The organism is Enterobacter cloacae complex sp. 677-3DZ2D5B (assembly GCF_004136695.1).
Lineage (GTDB): Bacteria > Pseudomonadota > Gammaproteobacteria > Enterobacterales > Enterobacteriaceae > Enterobacter > Enterobacter hormaechei_C.
The window spans coordinates 65,010-82,526 of sequence record NZ_QFLS01000002.1; the positions used below are offsets into that span (position 1 = coordinate 65,010).

Annotated in this window: 16 protein-coding genes; 5 read left to right on the forward strand and 11 right to left on the reverse strand. The window is 56.0% G+C overall.

The window, feature by feature from the left end; all coding sequences use genetic code 11:
• Positions 1 to 76: 76 nt before the first annotated feature.
• The 5 genes from DD597_RS04725 to pepA form a co-directional block, all read right to left on the reverse strand.
• The gene (locus tag DD597_RS04725) at positions 77 to 1,096 is read right to left on the reverse strand and encodes an NAD(P)-dependent alcohol dehydrogenase (RefSeq protein WP_003861889.1); all 1,020 of its coding nucleotides are present in this window, start codon (positions 1,094 to 1,096) and stop codon (positions 77 to 79) included.
• An 83-nt stretch (positions 1,097 to 1,179) separates the two neighbouring features.
• Positions 1,180 to 1,683, reverse strand: coding sequence for a GNAT family N-acetyltransferase (locus DD597_RS04730; protein ID WP_003861887.1), 504 nt, complete (start codon positions 1,681 to 1,683; stop codon positions 1,180 to 1,182).
• Positions 1,684 to 1,806: 123 nt separating this feature from the next.
• The gene (locus DD597_RS04735) at positions 1,807 to 4,662 is read right to left on the reverse strand and encodes a valine--tRNA ligase (protein ID WP_116290902.1); all 2,856 of its coding nucleotides are present in this window, start codon (positions 4,660 to 4,662) and stop codon (positions 1,807 to 1,809) included.
• Positions 4,662 to 5,105, reverse strand: coding sequence for a DNA polymerase III subunit chi (gene holC / locus DD597_RS04740; protein ID WP_003861884.1), 444 nt, complete (start codon positions 5,103 to 5,105; stop codon positions 4,662 to 4,664). Before holC ends, DD597_RS04735 begins: the two co-directional genes overlap by 1 nt.
• Positions 5,106 to 5,173: 68 nt before the next feature.
• Positions 5,174 to 6,685 carry a leucyl aminopeptidase gene (gene pepA, locus DD597_RS04745; protein ID WP_003861882.1) on the reverse strand — a complete coding sequence of 504 codons (1,512 nt, stop codon included), beginning with the start codon at positions 6,683 to 6,685 and terminating at the stop codon, positions 5,174 to 5,176.
• Positions 6,686 to 6,950: 265 nt separating this feature from the next.
• On the opposite strand from pepA, the gene lptF reads away from it, so the two are divergent.
• The 5 genes from lptF to mtgA all read left to right on the forward strand — a co-directional run bounded on the left by lptF (position 6,951) and on the right by mtgA (position 13,212).
• Complete coding sequence (lptF, locus tag DD597_RS04750) at positions 6,951 to 8,051, forward strand: LPS export ABC transporter permease LptF (protein WP_003861881.1); 1,101 nt, start codon at positions 6,951 to 6,953, stop codon at positions 8,049 to 8,051.
• The gene (gene lptG, locus DD597_RS04755; RefSeq protein ID WP_001147540.1) at positions 8,051 to 9,133 is read left to right on the forward strand and encodes an LPS export ABC transporter permease LptG; all 1,083 of its coding nucleotides are present in this window, start codon (positions 8,051 to 8,053) and stop codon (positions 9,131 to 9,133) included. Before lptF ends, lptG begins: the two co-directional genes overlap by 1 nt.
• Before the next feature lie 137 nt (positions 9,134 to 9,270).
• A complete protein-coding gene (gene arcB, locus DD597_RS04760; protein WP_000809803.1) occupies positions 9,271 to 11,604 on the forward strand; it encodes an aerobic respiration two-component sensor histidine kinase ArcB in 2,334 nt (777 codons plus the stop codon).
• A gap of 232 nt (positions 11,605 to 11,836) precedes the next feature.
• Entirely contained in the window at positions 11,837 to 12,490 is a 654-nt protein-coding gene (elbB, locus tag DD597_RS04765; RefSeq protein WP_003861876.1) for an isoprenoid biosynthesis glyoxalase ElbB, read from the forward strand.
• Positions 12,487 to 13,212 (forward strand): monofunctional biosynthetic peptidoglycan transglycosylase, encoded by a 726-nt coding sequence (gene mtgA / locus DD597_RS04770; protein ID WP_032660497.1) that lies wholly within the window; start codon positions 12,487 to 12,489, stop codon positions 13,210 to 13,212. The genes elbB and mtgA overlap by 4 nt, the downstream gene beginning before the upstream one ends.
• Before the next feature lie 39 nt (positions 13,213 to 13,251).
• Here mtgA and npr read toward each other — a convergent pair whose 3' ends face one another.
• The 6 genes from npr to lptB form a co-directional block, all read right to left on the reverse strand.
• Positions 13,252 to 13,524, reverse strand: a complete 273-nt coding sequence (gene npr, locus DD597_RS04775; RefSeq protein WP_003861872.1) for a PTS phosphocarrier protein NPr — start codon at positions 13,522 to 13,524, stop codon at positions 13,252 to 13,254.
• A complete protein-coding gene (gene rapZ / locus DD597_RS04780; protein WP_003861870.1) occupies positions 13,521 to 14,375 on the reverse strand; it encodes an RNase adapter RapZ in 855 nt (284 codons plus the stop codon). Before rapZ ends, npr begins: the two co-directional genes overlap by 4 nt.
• A gap of 45 nt (positions 14,376 to 14,420) precedes the next feature.
• Positions 14,421 to 14,912, reverse strand: coding sequence for a PTS IIA-like nitrogen regulatory protein PtsN (gene ptsN, locus DD597_RS04785; protein ID WP_003861869.1), 492 nt, complete (start codon positions 14,910 to 14,912; stop codon positions 14,421 to 14,423).
• Between the two features lie 82 nt (positions 14,913 to 14,994).
• Positions 14,995 to 15,282: a ribosome hibernation promoting factor gene (gene hpf / locus DD597_RS04790; protein ID WP_003861866.1), complete on the reverse strand. Its 288-nt coding sequence runs from the start codon at positions 15,280 to 15,282 to the stop codon at positions 14,995 to 14,997.
• A gap of 22 nt (positions 15,283 to 15,304) precedes the next feature.
• Complete coding sequence (gene rpoN, locus DD597_RS04795; RefSeq protein WP_003861864.1) at positions 15,305 to 16,738, reverse strand: RNA polymerase factor sigma-54; 1,434 nt, start codon at positions 16,736 to 16,738, stop codon at positions 15,305 to 15,307.
• 47 nt (positions 16,739 to 16,785) lie between these two features.
• The gene (gene lptB, locus DD597_RS04800; protein ID WP_003861862.1) at positions 16,786 to 17,511 is read right to left on the reverse strand and encodes an LPS export ABC transporter ATP-binding protein; all 726 of its coding nucleotides are present in this window, start codon (positions 17,509 to 17,511) and stop codon (positions 16,786 to 16,788) included.
• Positions 17,512 to 17,517: the final 6 nt, after the last annotated feature.

Here is a 17,517-nt window from a genome sequence, read left to right on the forward strand (position 1 = left end):
ACAGACGGCCCCCTCTCCCTTGAGGGAGAGGGTTGGGGTGAGGGCATCAGGCCGCACATTCCCCGGCAATGTCACATCAAAAATCCGCTTTCAACACCACGCGGTAGCGGGCTTTGCCGTCGCGCACGTGCTGGATCGCTTCGTTGATTTTTGACATCGGGTACAGCTCGGTGGTGGGTGCCACTTTTGTGCGTCCGGCAAACTTCATCAGCTTGCGCAGCTCGTACGGTGTACCGGTCGCGGAGCCTGACACGCTGCGATCCCCGCCGATCAGGGTAAACGCCGGAACCGGCAGCGGCTTCATCACCGCACCCACGGTGTGGAAGTTACCGCCGTAGGCCAGCGCTTCAAAGTACGGCTGCCAGTCGAGATCGACGTTTACCGTGTTGATGATCAGGTCAAACTGGCCTGCCAGGGCGGTGAGCGCCTGCGGGTCGCGACTGTTCACCACTTTATCCGCACCCATGGCCAGCACTTCCTGCTCTTTCGCCGGGTTAGAGCTGAACGCCGTGACTTCACAGCCCATCGCGTGCAGCAGCTTGATGGCAATATGCCCCAGCCCGCCAATACCGATCACGCCCACGCGGCTGGTGGCGGTGATGTGATGCATCAGCAGGGGCTTAAAGACGGTGATGCCGCCACACAGCAGCGGACCGGCGGATTCGATATCAATGCTGTCCGGCAGCGGGATAACCCATTGCCAGTCGGCGCGCAGCTTATCGGCGAAACCGCCCTTGTTAAGGATGGTCGGCGTTGCGCCCTCAAGGCAGTTGATCTGGTTGCCGCTGATACAGGCATCGCAGTGACCGCAGCTGCGTGCCGTCCAGCCGATACCCACGCGCTGGCCCACTTTCAGCCCTTTGTCCTGCGCGGCGCTGCCGAGCGCCACGACGCGGCCAATGACTTCGTGCCCGGCAACCAGCGGATAGCTGGAAAAGCCCCATTCATTGTCGATCATCGAGAGATCCGAGTGGCAGATCCCGCAGTAATCAACCTGTACTTCGACGTCTTCCGCTTTTAGTTCGCCCGCATCGTACTCGTACAGCTCAAGTTCTGCACCCGCCTGCGGTGCGGCGTAGCTTTTTATCTTCGACATCGCGTTTCCCCTGTTTTGGTGTGAACTGTGAGTGTAGAGCATTCAGTTTACAGACGCTTAACAGAAGACGGCAGGAACGAAACTTACAGACTTTTCAGCATCCTGACTTCGCAGTCCACGTGGCCCGTGCAGCCCAGTGGCGCATCGATATGCTCAAAGCCCAGATGCTCATACAGGCCAATGGCCTCTTTAAGGAAAGCGGTGGTTTCGAGGTAGCAACGTTTAAAGCCCTGTGAGCGTGCATGTTCCAGGGCGACCAGCGCCAGCTTTTTCGCCAGGCCTTGTCCGCGTATCGTTGGCAGGAAATACATTTTCTGAAGTTCACAGATATCCGGCTCGCTGCAAAGCAGTGGGGCAATGCCGCCGCCGCCCACGACCTGGCCGTCCTGTTCAATGACCCAGTAGGCATGACCCGGCTGGCTGTACAGCTGAAAAAGTTCGTCCAGATTGGGGTCGGCCACGGTGTAGCCTTTGTCGGCGGTCAGGCCATATTCGGCAGAAACCGTGCGGATAACGGCGGCGATAGCCGGGTTGTCCTGCTCAGTGATCCGACGCATTGTCGTCGCGACGGGGGTAATCACGCTCATAGCATTACTCATGACAAAAATTGACACACAACTGCTGTTAATAGCACCGCAGAAAGGGGAGTGCAAGCGAGGAGTTTTCAGGAAGGATACCCCTTACGCCCTGAAGCGTAAGGGGTAAAAGCATTACAGGGCTGCGATAACCGCCTGCTGCTCGATCAGTTTGGTCTTCGCATCGGCGAAGGCAACCAGACGCTCACGCTCTTTGGCGATGACCGCTTCCGGCGCGCGGGCCACAAAGCCCTCGTTCGCCAGTTTGCTTTCGATTTTGCCAATTTCCACGTCGACTTTCGCCACTTCTTTCGCCAGACGCGCCAGCTCCGCGTCTTTGTCGATCAGGCCCGCCATCGGGATCAGCAGCTCCGCGCCGTCGATGATTTTGGTCACGGAAACCGGACCTTTGTCATCGGCAGGCAGCACGGTGATGCTTTCCAGACGCGCCATGGTTTTCAGGAATGTGTTGTTCTCGGTGACGCGACGAACGGCAGCTTCGCTGCAACCGCGCAGCAGCAGCTCCAGTGGTTTACCCGGAGAGATGTTCATTTCCGCGCGGATGTTACGTACCGCAACGATCGCCTGTTTCAGCCACTCGGTATCCGCAGACGCGGCTTCATCCACTTTCGCGGCATCGAATGCCGGGAACGGCTGGAGCATGATGGTATCGGCATTAATACCGGCAATCACCTTCACGCGCTGCCAGATGGTTTCGGTGATGAATGGAATGATCGGGTGCGCAAGGCGCAGCAGACCTTCCAGAACGGTAATCAACGTATTACGCGTGCCGCGCAGTTCCGCTTCAGAACCACCGTTCATGACCGGCTTCGCCAGCTCCAGGTACCAGTCGCAGAACTGGTTCCAGGTGAATTCGTACAGGATGCCTGCCGCGATGTCGAAGCGGTAGCTGTCCAGCGCGTCGCGGAATGCTTTAACCGTCTGGTTAAATTCCGCCAGGATCCAGCGGTCTGCCAGAGACAGGGTCATTTCGCCGCCGTTAAAGCCGCAATCCTGATCTTCGGTGTTCATCAGCACGAAGCGGCTGGCGTTCCACAGCTTGTTACAGAAGTTACGGTAACCTTCCAGACGCTTCATATCCCAGTTGATGTCACGGCCGGTGGAGGCCAGCGCCGCCAGGGTGAAGCGCAGGGCGTCGGTACCGTGAGATTCGATCCCGTTCGGGAACTGCTTCTCGGTACGCTTGCGGATTTTCTCCGCCAGCTGCGGCTGCATCATATTGCCGGTACGTTTTTCCAGCAGCTCTTCCAGAGAGATACCGTCTACCATATCCAGCGGGTCGATAACGTTACCCTTGGATTTGGACATCTTCTGGCCTTCGTCGTCGCGGATCAGGCCGGTCATGTAAACGGTATGGAACGGAACCTGCGGCTTGCCGTCTTCGTCTTTGATGAAGTGCATGGTCATCATGATCATGCGGGCGATCCAGAAGAAGATGATGTCGAAGCCGGAGACCATCACGCTGGTTGGGTGGAACTGACGCAGCGCGTCGGTGTTTTCCGGCCAGCCGAGGGTAGAGAAGGTCCACAGCGCGGAGGAGAACCAGGTATCCAGCACGTCTTCATCCTGGCGCAGGGCAATGTCAGCGCCCAGGTTGTTTTCCTGACGCACTTCCTCTTCGGTGCGGCCAACGTAGACATTGCCTTCGTTGTCGTACCACGCCGGGATACGGTGACCCCACCACAGCTGACGGGAAATACACCAGTCCTGAATATCGCGCATCCAGGAGAAGTACATGTTTTCGTACTGCTTCGGCACGAACTGAATGCTGCCGTTCTCAACCGCTTCCACAGCCGGTTTCGCCAGCACGTCGGCACGCACGTACCACTGGTCGGTCAGCATTGGCTCGATAACTACGCCGCCACGGTCGCCGTACGGCACGGTCAGATCGTGAGGCTTAATCTCTTCCAGCAGGCCGAGCGCGTCAACGGCGGCTACGATGGCTTTACGCGCGGCAAAGCGCTCCAGCTTCTGGAACTCAGCCGGGATGTCGCTGGAATAAACGTCGGACTCGTTGCCTTTGGTGTCATACACTTCTGCGCTTTCGCGGATATCGCCGTCGAAGGTCAGAATGTTGATCATCGGAAGTTGATGACGACGACCGACTTCATAGTCGTTGAAGTCATGCGCTGGGGTGATTTTCACGCAGCCGGTGCCTTTTTCCATGTCGGCGTGTTCGTCGCCCACAATCGGAATACGGCGGTTCACCAGCGGCAGCACCACGAATTTGCCGATCAAATCTTTATAACGCGGATCTTCCGGGTTAACGGCCACGCCGGTATCGCCCAGCAGGGTTTCCGGACGGGTGGTCGCCACCACCAGGTAATCTTTACCGTCGGCGGTTTTCGCACCGTCTGCCAGCGGATAGCGGATGTGCCACATGGAGCCTTTAGACTCGCGGTTTTCCACTTCCAGGTCAGAGATGGCGGTACGCAGTTTCGGGTCCCAGTTGACCAGGCGTTTGCCGCGGTAAATCAGGTCTTCTTTGTACAGACGGACGAAGACTTCTTTCACGGCGTTGGACAGGCCTTCGTCCATGGTGAAGCGCTCGCGCTCCCAGTCCACGGAGTTGCCGAGGCGGCGCATCTGACGGGTAATGGTGCCGCCGGATTCTGCCTTCCACTGCCAGATTTTGTCGATGAACGCGTCGCGACCGTAGTCGTGGCGGGTTTTACCCTCTTCAGCGGCAATTTTACGCTCAACCACCATCTGGGTCGCGATACCCGCGTGGTCAGTCCCCGCCTGCCACAGGGTGTTTTTGCCCTGCATGCGCTGGTAGCGGATCATGGTGTCCATGATGGTCTGCTGGAAAGCATGCCCCATATGCAAACTGCCGGTGACGTTCGGCGGCGGGATCATGATGCAGAAGGACTCTTTGCTTTCGTCGCCGTTAGGCTTGAAATAGCCCTGCTGTTCCCAGTGCTCGTAAAGCGGCTGTTCGATATCGCGTGGGTTATATGTCTTTTCCATTATTTCCAGGTTGCCGTATTCAGGTTAAAACCGGCCAGGCGGTACGCTTTGTAGCGTTCGCGCGCCAGTTGTTTCAAAGATTCTTCGTAAGGGACAAAGTCTACCACTTCTGTGAAAGCGGTGGCAAAATCTGCAAAGTCTGTCCGCAGGCTAATGAGAATGTCGCGCGCGCTGCTGTTGCGTTTTTGCGGCCAGGCAATCTCCACCGGTGCCCCACCGCGTGGACCTTCGCCCGACAGGTTATGCGGAACAAAACTCTCCGGCGGGCGCGCCCATAGCGCTTCATCCAGGCGAATCGCTTGCTGCTCATCTTCACAGGCAATCAGGACGCGTTTACCTGCGCGCCAACGTTCTGCGGCAATTTCACACACCAGCTGTTCAACGGCGCTGAGGCCATCCTGATGGGTGTCATTGTCCAGAAGGTAGAACGTTGCATTCTTCATATATGGGGTTTCTTGTCGTGGATTTAAATGCAAAGCCGGGTAAGCGTAGCGCCACCCGGCGTTTATCATTACTCGTCGCCGTTAAAACCCGCACGATTGAGCAGGAACTGCGACAGCAGCGCCACCGGACGTCCGGTCGCGCCTTTGGCTTTACCGGAGCGCCATGCGGTCCCCGCGATGTCCAGGTGCGCCCAGTTGTACTTGCGGGTAAAGCGCGCCAGGAAGCAGCCCGCGGTAATCGCCCCGCCAGGACGACCGCCGATGTTTGCCATGTCTGCGAAGTTAGACTCCAGTTGTTCCTGGAACTCGTCCCCCAGCGGCAGACGCCACGCGCGGTCGCCGGCCTGTTCGGACGCGCCGATCAGTTCATGCGCCAGCGGGTTGTGGTTCGACATCAGGCCGGTGATGTGATGCCCCAGCGCAATCACGCAGGCGCCGGTCAGTGTAGCCACGTCAATCACCGCTTCAGGTTCGAAACGCTCAACGTAGGTCAGCACGTCGCACAGTACCAGACGGCCTTCGGCGTCGGTGTTCAGCACCTCAACGGTCTGGCCGGACATGGTGGTCAGCACATCACCAGGACGATAAGCGCGGCCGCCAGGCATGTTTTCGCAGCCCGCCAGCACGCCGATCACGTTGATGGGCAACTGAAGTTCCGCGACCATGCGCATAACGCCGTAAACCGCCGCCGCGCCGCACATGTCGTACTTCATCTCATCCATGCCTTCTGAAGGCTTGATGGAGATACCGCCTGAGTCGAAGGTCAGCCCTTTACCGACGAGCACGATCGGACGCGCATCTTCAGACGGATTGCCCTTGTACTCAATGACTGACATCAGGGATTCGTTCTGGGAGCCGTTACCGACCGCCAGATAAGAGTGCATCCCCAGCTCTTTCATCTGCTGTTCGCCGATAACGCGGGTGATAACGTTCTTGCTGTAGGCGTCAGCCAGCTGGCGCGCCTGAGACGCCAGGTACGCGGCGTTACAGATGTTTGGCGGCATATTGCCAAGATCTTTTGCCGCTTTGATACCGGCGGCAATGGCCAGACCGTGCTGAATGGCGCGCTCGCCGCTGGTCAGCTCGCGACGGGTTGGCACGTTAAAGACCATTTTACGCAGCGGGCGACGCGGCTCGCTTTTGGTGGTCTTCAGCTGATCAAAGCTGTAGAGGCTCTCTTTTGCGGTTTCGACGGCCTGGCGCACCTTCCAGTACGTGTTGCGGCCCTTAACGTGCAGCTCCGTCAGGAAGCAGACGGCTTCCATCGAACCAGTATCATTCAGTGTATTAATGGTTTTCTGAATAACCTGCTTGTACTGGCGCTCATCAAGCTCACGTTCTTTACCACAGCCAATCAGCAGAATACGCTCGGACAGGACGTTCGGAACATGGTGCAGCAACAAGGTCTGCCCTGGTTTGCCTTCCAGTTCGCCACGGCGCAGCAGGGCGCTGATATAGCCGTCGCTGATTTTATCGAGTTGCTCGGCGATCGGGGAGAGTCGGCGTGGTTCAAAGACGCCCACAACGATGCAGGCACTCCGCTGTTTCTCCGGGCTACCGCTTTTTACACTGAACTCCATGCACTACGCTCCTGAATCTTAAAGACAACGGCGGCGGCTACGGATAGAATTGAAACCTTTCGTAACTCATGTCCGCCGTTGTGGTGACTTCGTGTTAATCTTACGTTACTACGGTTTCGACACGTCAATAAATGTCATGAAGCGCGAATCCGCCGGGTTTTTTAATCTTAGCGATGATTTCGACGACTCAAGAGAATAAATGACGTTTAAGCCATGAAACAAGCTAAATTCCTGCATAAGACGAGTTTTAACGGGCGTATTTAAAGTGATAATCATAAGATATCTGGTTCGGGAGACGCTGAAGAGCCAACTGGCGATCCTCTTTATCCTCCTTCTGATCTTTTTCTGTCAGAAGCTGGTCAGGATCCTCGGCGCGGCGGTTGATGGCGAAATCCCAACGAATCTGGTGCTTTCCCTGCTCGGGCTTGGCGTGCCGGAAATGGCGCAGCTTATCCTGCCGTTAAGCCTGTTCCTTGGTCTGCTGATGACCCTGGGTAAGCTCTATACCGAAAGTGAAATCACCGTGATGCATGCCTGCGGCCTCAGTAAAGCCGTACTGGTAAAAGCAGCCATGGTGCTGGCACTGTTTACGGGCATTGTTGCCGCGGTTAACGTCATGTGGGCGGGGCCGACCTCCTCTCGTCATCAGGATGAGGTGCTGGCGGAAGCAAAAGCTAACCCGGGGCTGGCGGCGCTGGCGCAGGGGCAGTTCCAGCAGGCGACCGACGGTAACTCCGTGCTGTTTATCGAAAGCGTCGATGGCAACCGCTTCAATGACGTGTTTCTTGCTCAACTGCGCCCGAAAGGTAACGCTCGGCCTTCTGTGGTGGTGGCGGACTCCGGTCAGCTGTCTCAGCGTAAAGACGGCTCTCAGGTTGTCACGCTGAACAAAGGAACGCGTTTCGAAGGCACGGCTATGCTTCGCGACTTCCGTATTACCGATTTCCAGAACTACCAGGCCATCATTGGTCATCAGGCCGTCGCGCTCGATCCAACGGATACTGAGCAGATGGATATGCGCACCTTAATGAATACCGATACCGATCGTGCGCGTGCTGAACTGCACTGGCGTATCACGCTGGTATTCACCGTATTTATGATGGCGCTGATGGTGGTTCCGCTGAGTGTGGTGAACCCGCGCCAGGGCCGCGTGCTGTCGATGCTGCCAGCGATGCTGCTGTATCTGGTGTTCTTCCTGCTGCAAACCTCAATCAAGTCTAACGGCGGGAAAGGAAAAATTGACCCGATGATCTGGACCTGGGTCGTGAATGGTTTGTATCTGCTGCTGGCAGTCGGACTCAACTTGTGGGACACGGTGCCTGTGCGTCGTCTTCGTGCCCGGTTTACGCGTAAAGGAGCCATCTAATGCAGGCGTTTGGCGTACTTGACCGCTATATCGGTAAAACGATTTTCACCACCATCATGATGACCCTGTTCATGCTGGTGTCGCTCTCGGGCATTATCAAATTTGTCGACCAGCTGAAAAAAGCCGGGCAGGGGAGTTACGATGCGTTGGGTGCCGGGATGTACACCCTGCTCAGCGTACCAAAAGATGTGCAGATCTTCTTCCCGATGGCGGCCCTGCTGGGGGCGTTGCTGGGCCTGGGGATGCTGGCTCAGCGTAGCGAGCTGGTGGTGATGCAGGCATCTGGCTTTACCCGTATGCAGGTTGCGCTGTCGGTAATGAAAACCGCGATCCCGCTGGTGCTGTTGACCATGGCGATTGGCGAATGGGTCGCGCCGCAGGGCGAACAGATGGCGCGTAACTACCGTGCTCAGGCTATGTACGGTGGTTCGCTGCTCTCCACGCAGCAGGGGTTATGGGCGAAAGATGGTCAGAACTTCGTCTATATCGAACGCGTGAAAGGGGACGATGAACTGGGCGGCGTGAGCATCTACGCCTTCAACAACGATCGTCGTTTGCAGTCGGTGCGTTATGCCGCCTCCGCTAAATTTGATGCGAACAACAAGCTGTGGCGGTTATCCCAGGTTGATGAATCTGACCTGACGAACCCGAAACAGATCACCGGTTCGCAGACCGTAAGCGGTACCTGGAAAACCAACCTGACGCCGGACAAGCTTGGCGTGGTAGCGCTCGATCCCGATGCGCTCTCCATCAGCGGTCTGCATAACTACGTGAAGTATCTGAAATCGAGCGGACAGGATGCGGGGCGTTACCAGCTCAACATGTGGAGCAAAATCTTCCAGCCACTGTCCGTGGCGGTGATGATGCTAATGGCGCTGTCGTTCATCTTTGGACCGCTACGTAGCGTGCCGATGGGGGTCCGCGTGGTAACTGGTATCAGCTTTGGTTTCGTGTTCTACGTCCTCGATCAGATTTTCGGTCCGCTGACACTGGTGTATGGCATTCCGCCAATTATCGGCGCGCTGTTGCCGAGCGCCAGTTTCTTCCTGATCAGCCTCTGGATGCTGCTAAAACGCTCCTGATAAAACGTCTTCCTCGCTCCCGCTAGCCCGGGGGCGAGGCTAATCTCCTGTTTCACCCCGCACTTTTTCTCACAACCTTCAACGCCTCGCCGTGAATTTGAGTATTATTGAGCGATAAAGTCGTGAAGGGATCCTCTATGAAGCAAATTCGAATGCTGGCCCAGTACTACGTCGACCTGATGATGAAGCTCGGGCTGGTGCGTTTTTCCATGCTGCTGGCGCTGGCGCTGGTCGTTCTGGCCATTGTCGTGCAAATGGCCGTGACCATGGTTCTGCATGGTCAGGTCGAGAGCATCGACGTGATCCGCTCTATTTTCTTTGGCCTGCTGATCACCCCATGGGCGGTCTATTTCCTCTCCGTGGTGGTTGAGCAGCTGGAAGAGTCCCGACAGCGTTTATCGAAACTGGTGGATAAGCTGGAAGAGATGCGCGAGCGCGATCTTAAACTCAACGTTCAGCTCAAGGACAACATTGCCCAGCTGAATCAGGAAATTTCAGACCGTGAGAAGGCGGAAGCCGAGCGTCAGACCACGCTTGAGCAGCTGAAAATTGAGATGAAAGAGCGCGAAGTCACGCAGATCCAGCTTGAACAGCAATCCTCTTTCCTGCGCTCGTTCCTCGATGCGTCGCCGGATCTGGTGTTCTACCGTAATGAAGATAAAGAGTTCTCCGGCTGTAACCGGGCCATGGAACTGTTGACCGGGAAAAGCGAAAAACAGCTGATACACCTGAAACCTCAGGATGTCTATTCCGAAGAGGCGGCAGCAAAAGTGATGGAGACGGATGAAAAGGTCTTCCGCCATAACGTTTCGCTGACCTATGAGCAGTGGCTGGACTACCCCGACGGGCGCAAAGCCTGCTTTGAGATCCGCAAAGTACCTTATTACGACCGGGTGGGTAAACGTCATGGTCTGATGGGCTTTGGCCGTGATATCACTGAGCGTAAGCGCTATCAGGATGCGCTGGAGCGCGCCAGCCGGGATAAAACAACCTTCATCTCCACCATCAGCCATGAACTGCGCACCCCGCTGAATGGCATTGTGGGGCTGAGCCGCATTCTGCTGGATACCGAGCTGACCAGCGAGCAGGAAAAATACCTCAAAACGATCCACGTCTCGGCGGTCACGCTGGGCAATATCTTCAATGATATTATCGACATGGATAAGATGGAGCGCCGTAAAGTTCAGCTCGACAACCAGCCGGTTGATTTTACCGGCTTCCTCGCAGACCTGGAGAACCTGTCAGGTTTGCAGGCCCAGCAAAAAGGGTTGAGCTTTGTGATGGAGCCGACGCTGCCGCTGCCGCATAAAGTGGTGACGGACGGCACGCGGCTGCGGCAGATCCTGTGGAACCTCATCAGCAATGCCGTGAAGTTTACCCAGAAGGGGCAGGTTGCGGTGCGCATTCGCTATGACGAAGGCGACATGCTGCACTTTGAAGTTGAGGACTCGGGTATCGGCATTCCTCAGGAAGAGCAGGATAAGATCTTCGCCATGTATTATCAGGTTAAAGACAGCCACGGCGGTAAACCGGCGACCGGTACGGGCATTGGCCTGGCGGTGTCGAAACGTCTGGCGAAAAGTATGGGCGGGGATATCACCGTTGCCAGCCAGCCGGGTAAAGGCTCCACCTTTACGCTTACCGTCCATGCGCCTGCCGTAGCGGAAGAGGTGGAAGATACGTTTGAGAACGACGATATGCCGCTGCCAGCCCTGCACGTCCTGCTGGTGGAAGATATTGAGCTGAACGTCATTGTCGCCCGGTCGGTACTGGAAAAACTCGGTAACAGCGTGGATGTGGCGATGACCGGCAAAGCCGCGCTGGAGATGTTCACGCCGGGCGAGTACGACCTGGTGCTGCTCGATATTCAGCTACCGGACATGACCGGACTGGATATCTCCCGCGAGCTGACGCGCAAATATGCTCCTGACGAGCTGCCGCCGCTGGTGGCGTTGACCGCAAACGTGCTGAAAGATAAAAAAGAGTACCTCGAGGCCGGAATGGACGATGTGCTCAGCAAGCCGCTGGCGGTACCTGCCCTGACGGCGATGATCAAGAAGTTCTGGGATACCTGTGATGAAGAGGAGAGCACCATGACGTCTGTTGATAGCGCCAAAGCCCAAACGATACTGGATACCGCCATGCTGGAGCAGTATATCGATCTGGTAGGACCAAAACTGATCACCGATGGCCTGGCCGTGTTCGAAAAAATGATGCCGGGCTATCTGAACGTGCTCGAATCCAACCTGACGGCGCGTGACCAGAAGGGCATCGTCGAAGAGGGACATAAAATCAAAGGCGCGGCAGGATCGGTCGGGTTACGTCATCTCCAGCAACTGGGCCAACAGATTCAGTCGCCTGATTTACCTGCCTGGGAAGATAATGTAGGTGATTGGGTCGAAGAGATGAAACAGGAGTGGCAAAACGATGTGGCAGTGCTGAAAGCCTGGGTAGATGCCAGAAAAAAATGACCCCGGCTATACCGGGGTGCGCGAATACTGCGCCAACACCAGGGAAATCGTGGCTGCGCCTGATTTTTGTGGGTTGTTTTCGCATGGACGCCGCCTGAAAATTGAGGCCGCACGCAGATAAGATAGCAAATCTTAAACAGTTTGTTACATGAATCAGTGAAATGTGTGAAGCATAGCGTTTTAATCAGAATTTTTAATGTGCTTCAGCGAGTTGCTTAGAAGGATCGTCAGAATGAAGAAAGTGGGTGTCGTGCTGAGCGGATGTGGCGTTTACGATGGTTCAGAGATACACGAAACCGTATTAACGCTGCTGGCATTATCGCGGCAGGGGGCAGACGTTCTCTGCTTCGCGCCGGATAAAACTCAAGCAGACGTAATGAATCATCTTACCGGCGAGCCAATGGCGGAAAGCCGTAACGTGCTGATTGAAGCAGCACGTATTGTGCGTGGAGATATTCATCCGCTGGCACAGGCCGATGCCGCTGAACTTGATGCGCTCATCGTGCCGGGCGGCTTTGGCGCGGCAAAAAACCTGAGCACGTTTGCAACAGAAGGCGCGGCGTGCCATGTCGATCCCGATTTGAAAGCGCTATCGCTGGCGATGCATGCAGCAGGTAAGCCGCAGGGCTTTATCTGCATTGCGCCAGCCATGCTGCCGAAAATTTTTGATTTCCCGCTGCGGCTCACGATCGGAACCGACATTGATACCGCTGAAATTATTGAGGATATGGGCGGCGAGCACGTGCCATGCCCGGTCGACGACATTGTGGTGGATGAGGACAACAAAATCATCACCACGCCGGCGTATATGCTGGCGCAGAATATCGCTGAGGCTGCCGCAGGCATTGAAAAGCTGGTGGACAGAGTGCTGGTTCTTACCGAATGAGTCGTAAATTATCCCCTGGCGGGTGGTTAAAACGGATCCTGCTGCGTATTGTGCTGGTCCTGGCCGTTTTTTGGGGCGGAGGCATTGCGCTGTTCAGCATCCTGCCCGTCCCGTTCTCCGCCGTGATGGCAGAGCGGCAGATTAGCGCCTGGCTCTTGGGTGATTTTGGCTATGTTGCCCACTCAGACTGGGTCGGCATGGATGAAATCTCCCCGTGGATGGGGCTGGCGGTCATTGCGGCAGAAGATCAGAAATTCCCGGAGCACTGGGGTTTTGACGTGGCGGCTATCGAGAAGGCGCTGGATCATAATGAACGTCATGAAAACCGCGTCCGCGGCGCGTCAACGCTTTCTCAGCAGACGGTAAAAAATCTGTTCTTATGGGACGGTCGCAGCTGGGTAAGAAAAGGGCTGGAGGCCGGGCTGACGCTGGGGGTCGAGACGGTGTGGAGCAAAAAACGCATTTTGACCGTCTACCTGAATATCGCGGAGTTTGGTGACGGCGTGTTTGGCGTCGAAGCGGCATCGCAGCGCTATTTTGGCAAGCCCGCCAGCAGGTTGACTATGTCCGAAGCGGCACTCCTTGCCGCCGTGCTGCCGAACCCGCTGCGTTTTAAGGCCAGCACCCCGTCAGGCTACGTGCGAAGCCGCCAGGCGTGGATTATGCGCCAGATGCGTCAGTTGGGTGGGGAAGGGTTTATGGAGCGAAATAATCTTATGTAAGGCGGGTAAGCGCAGCGCTACCCGCCGACATGGCGAACGTTAGTCTTCGTCAAACCCGGCGTTAAACAGGGCAATCACTGCCGCCAGCGCTTCTTCTTCCTGCGGGCCGGTGGCTTCAACTTCAATCTGGCGGCCTTTGGCAGAATCCAGCATCAGCAGGGCGATCACGCTATTGGCTTCTGCCTCGGTTCCCTCGTCGTTGCGCAGCAGCACCTCAGCATCAAAACCCTGCATCAGCTCAAACAGCTTCATCGCCGGGCGCGCATGCATGCCCAGCTTATTGGTGATTTCGACGGTCTGTTTTACGGTCATGTTTTGCGTTTTTCCAGCGTGCGATGACGGGACTGAACGTTCTTTCCGCGTGAGCGGAAGTAATCGGCCAGCTGTTCGGCAATATAGACCGAACGATGTTTACCGCCGGTACAGCCAATCGCCACCGTCAGGTAGCTGCGATTGTTTGTTTCCAGCATAGGTAACCATAGCTCAAGGTAGCTTCGCGTCTGGTAGATAAAATTGTGTACTTCTGTGTGTCGGTCGAGGAACGCCGCCACCGGCTTATCCAGACCGGTCATCGGACGCAGTTTCGGATCCCAGTGCGGGTTCGGCAGGAAACGCACATCAAAAACGTAATCCGCATCGATAGGTATGCCGTGCTTAAAGCCGAAGGATTCAAACACCATCGTCAGTTCACGCTCGCGCTTGCCGAGTAAGCGCGTACGCAGCATTTCCGCCAGCTCGTGGACGGACATTTCAGAGGTGTCGACAATCAGGTCGGCCCGCGAACGCAGCGGCTCAAGCAGATCGCTCTCTTTATCGATGGCGCTTTCCAGCGAAAGATTTTTACTGGAGAGCGGATGCAAACGACGTGTATCGCTGTAACGGCGGATCAGCGTGTTGCGGTCAGCGTCCAGGAACAAGAGCTGAGGCGAGAAGCATTCCGGCAGGCTGTTCATTGCCTGCTCGAAGATTTCCGGCGATTCCGGCATGTTACGCACGTCAATACTGACGGCGGCAGAGATTTGCCTGTCCGCCAGCGTCCGCGCCAGATCGGGTAACAACACTACCGGCAGGTTATCTACACAGTAAAATCCCATGTCTTCCAGCGCGCGCAGGGCCACGGACTTCCCGGACCCCGAACGACCGCTGACGATCATCAGCACCATGTTCCGTTTCTCCTCAGGGCAGCCGTTCTGAAGGCCCTTTCCCGATTATGCCTCATCCTGATTGCCTTCTGCTTCAGTGATAATTTGATAAAGCTCTTCATCACTTTGGGCTGAGCGCAGTCGACGACAAATGGTTTTATCCGCCAGACGTTTGGCAACCAGCGACAGCGTGTGCAGGTGGGTCTTGGTCTGATCGGCAGGAACCAGCAGCGCGAAGAGCAGATCCACAGGCTGGTTATCAATGGCGTCAAAAGCGATAGGCGTTTCCAGTTGCACAAACACCCCCACGGCACGCAGCGTATCTTCTTCCAGCTTGCCATGCGGGATCGCAATGCCATTGCCGATGCCGGTACTGCCCATTTTTTCACGAGTCAGAATGGCTTCAAACACGATCTGCGGCGGCAGACCCAGCTGTTTTGCGGCCAGCTCACTGATGATTTCCAGCGCACGTTTTTTGCTCTGGCAGTGAACGCCACTGCGGGTACAATCCTGGTTAAGGACATTGCTCAGTTGAAGAGCGGAATCGTTGTTTATCATAATTTCACCTAAGCGCTAACTGTACAAATGGCCTGTTGTGTTTCACAACAGGCCGTCCTGCACCCGTTAACTGCCCGGACAATTAGTGTTGTTTCAGTTTATCTTTATGTTTATTGAGCTGTCTCGCAAGCTTATCAATCAAGCCGTCGATAGCCGCGTACATGTCTTGCCCTTCCGCACTGGCATGGAGTTCCCCTCCGTTGACGTGCAGGGTCGCATCCGAGATATGCGTCACTTTCTCCACTTTCAACACAACATAGACCTGGTTGATCCTCTCGAAATACTGCTCGAGTTTCGCAAACTTAGTGTTTACAAAATCGCGTAAAGCCTCAGTAATCTCGACGTTATGTCCGGTGATATTGAGCTGCATAGTGTCTTCCTTATCGGTTGTGTCAAACCAGTTGTTTACGCTGGTTAGACGGCGGAATGGATAAAGACTCTCGATACTTCGCGACAGTACGACGTGCCACCATAATACCCTGATCGGACAGCATGGTGGTTAACTTACTGTCACTGAGTGGCTTCGCGGGGTTCTCCGCGGCGATCAACTTCTTCACCAGTGCGCGAATGGCCGTCGACGAGGCTTCGCCGCCGCCTTCGGTGTTCACGTGGCTGGAGAAGAAATACTTAAGCTCAAAAATACCGCGTGGGCTGTGCAGATACTTCTGCGTGGTCACGCGGGAAATGGTTGATTCATGCATCTCGACGGCCTGGGCTATGTCCGCCAGCACCATCGGTTTCATAAACTCTTCGCCCTGCTCAAAGAATGCCTGCTGCTGTTCGACAATACAGCGGCTGACGCGCAGCAGCGTGTCATTACGGCTCTCCAGACTCTTAATCAACCAGCGTGCTTCCTGAAGGTTGCTGCGAATGTATTGATTATCAGCGTCGTTACGGGCGCTGGTGCACATGGAGGCGTATTGCTGGTTGATTTGCAGGCGAGGAATGCTGTCGGCGTTCAGTTCAACGACCCAGCGGCCATTGTGTTTTCTCACCAGCACATCGGGAATGACATATTCCGGTTCGCTGGTCTGAATCGACTGCCCCGGACGCGGATCGAGCGACTGGATCAGATTCACCGCTTCCTTCAGCACCTCTTCTTTCAGGCGCGTGACGCGCATCAGGGTGCGGAAGTCGTGGTTCGCCAGCAGATCCAGATGATCGCTGATGATGAGCCGGGCTTCGTCAATCCACGGTGTCTCTTTAGCAAACTGCGAAAGCTGGATCAGAAGGCAGTCACGCAGATCTTTCGCGGCGACGCCAATCGGGTCGAAACGCTGAACGCGTTTCAGGACGGCTTCGATCTCTTCCAGTTCAATCTCGTCATCGCCGATGCTTTCAAGAATCTCGTCCAGCGTCACGGTCAAATAGCCCGTGTCGTCAACGGCATCGACAATCGAGGTGGCAATGGCGCGATCGGTATCGGAGAAAGGCGTCAGCTCCACCTGCCACATCAGGTAGTCCTGAAGCGATTGGGTAGTTTCGCCCTGGTAGACCGGGAGTTCATCGTCCTGGTAGTCTGCACGCGTCCCGGAAGGGGTACCCGCGGTGTAGATTTCATCCCAGCTGGCATCCAGCGGCAGTTCGTCCGGCATCTCTTTCTGTTCGAGTGCATCTACGGAGTCGAGCGTTTCTGTGTCCTGCGTCTGCTGGGCGTCTACCTCGTCATGAAGATCGGTCTGCTCCAGCAGCGGATTGCTGTCCAGCGCCTGCTGGAGCTCCTGCTGGAGTTCTAACGTGGACAGCTGCAACAGACGGATTGCCTGCTGGAGCTGCGGCGTCATGGCCAGTTGCTGGCTGAGCCGTAATTGCAAACCTTGCTTCATGTTCAGAGCGTTTTTCTCCGGTTCGGCGTGACTTAACCTCTACCCTATCAGAGTCTGAAGTCTTCCCCAAGGTACACGCGCTTAACATGCTCATCTTCGAGGATTTGCTGCGGCGTACCGTGGGCAATCAGATGGCCCTGGCTCACTATGTAGGCGCGCTCACACACCGCCAGCGTTTCACGAACGTTGTGGTCCGTGATCAGTACGCCAAGCCCGCTGTCGCGCAGGTGTTCAATGATACGTTTGATATCGATAACGGAGATGGGGTCAACGCCCGCAAACGGTTCATCCAGCAGGATAAATTTCGGGTTTGCTGCCAGCGCGCGCGCAATCTCAACGCGGCGGCGTTCACCACCGGACAGCGCCTGACCGAGGCTGTCGCGAAGGTGTTCAATATGAAACTCTTCCATCAGCTCGTTCGCACGGTCAGTGCGCTGCTCGCTGGTCAGATCGTCACGGATCTGGAGCACGGCCATCAGGTTGTCGAACACGCTTAAGCGGCGGAAGATAGACGCTTCCTGCGGCAGATAGCCGATGCCACGACGCGCGCGGGCATGCAGCGGCAGCAGGCTGATATCTTCATCATCGATAATGATGTTGCCGGCGTCACGTGGGACGATGCCCACTACCATGTAGAAGGTCGTAGTTTTACCCGCGCCGTTAGGGCCAAGCAAACCCACGATTTCGCCGGAGTTGACGGTCAGACTGACATCTTCGACAACGCGGCGGCCCTTATACGCTTTCGCGAGGTTTTTTGCAGTTAAAGTTGCCATAACGAA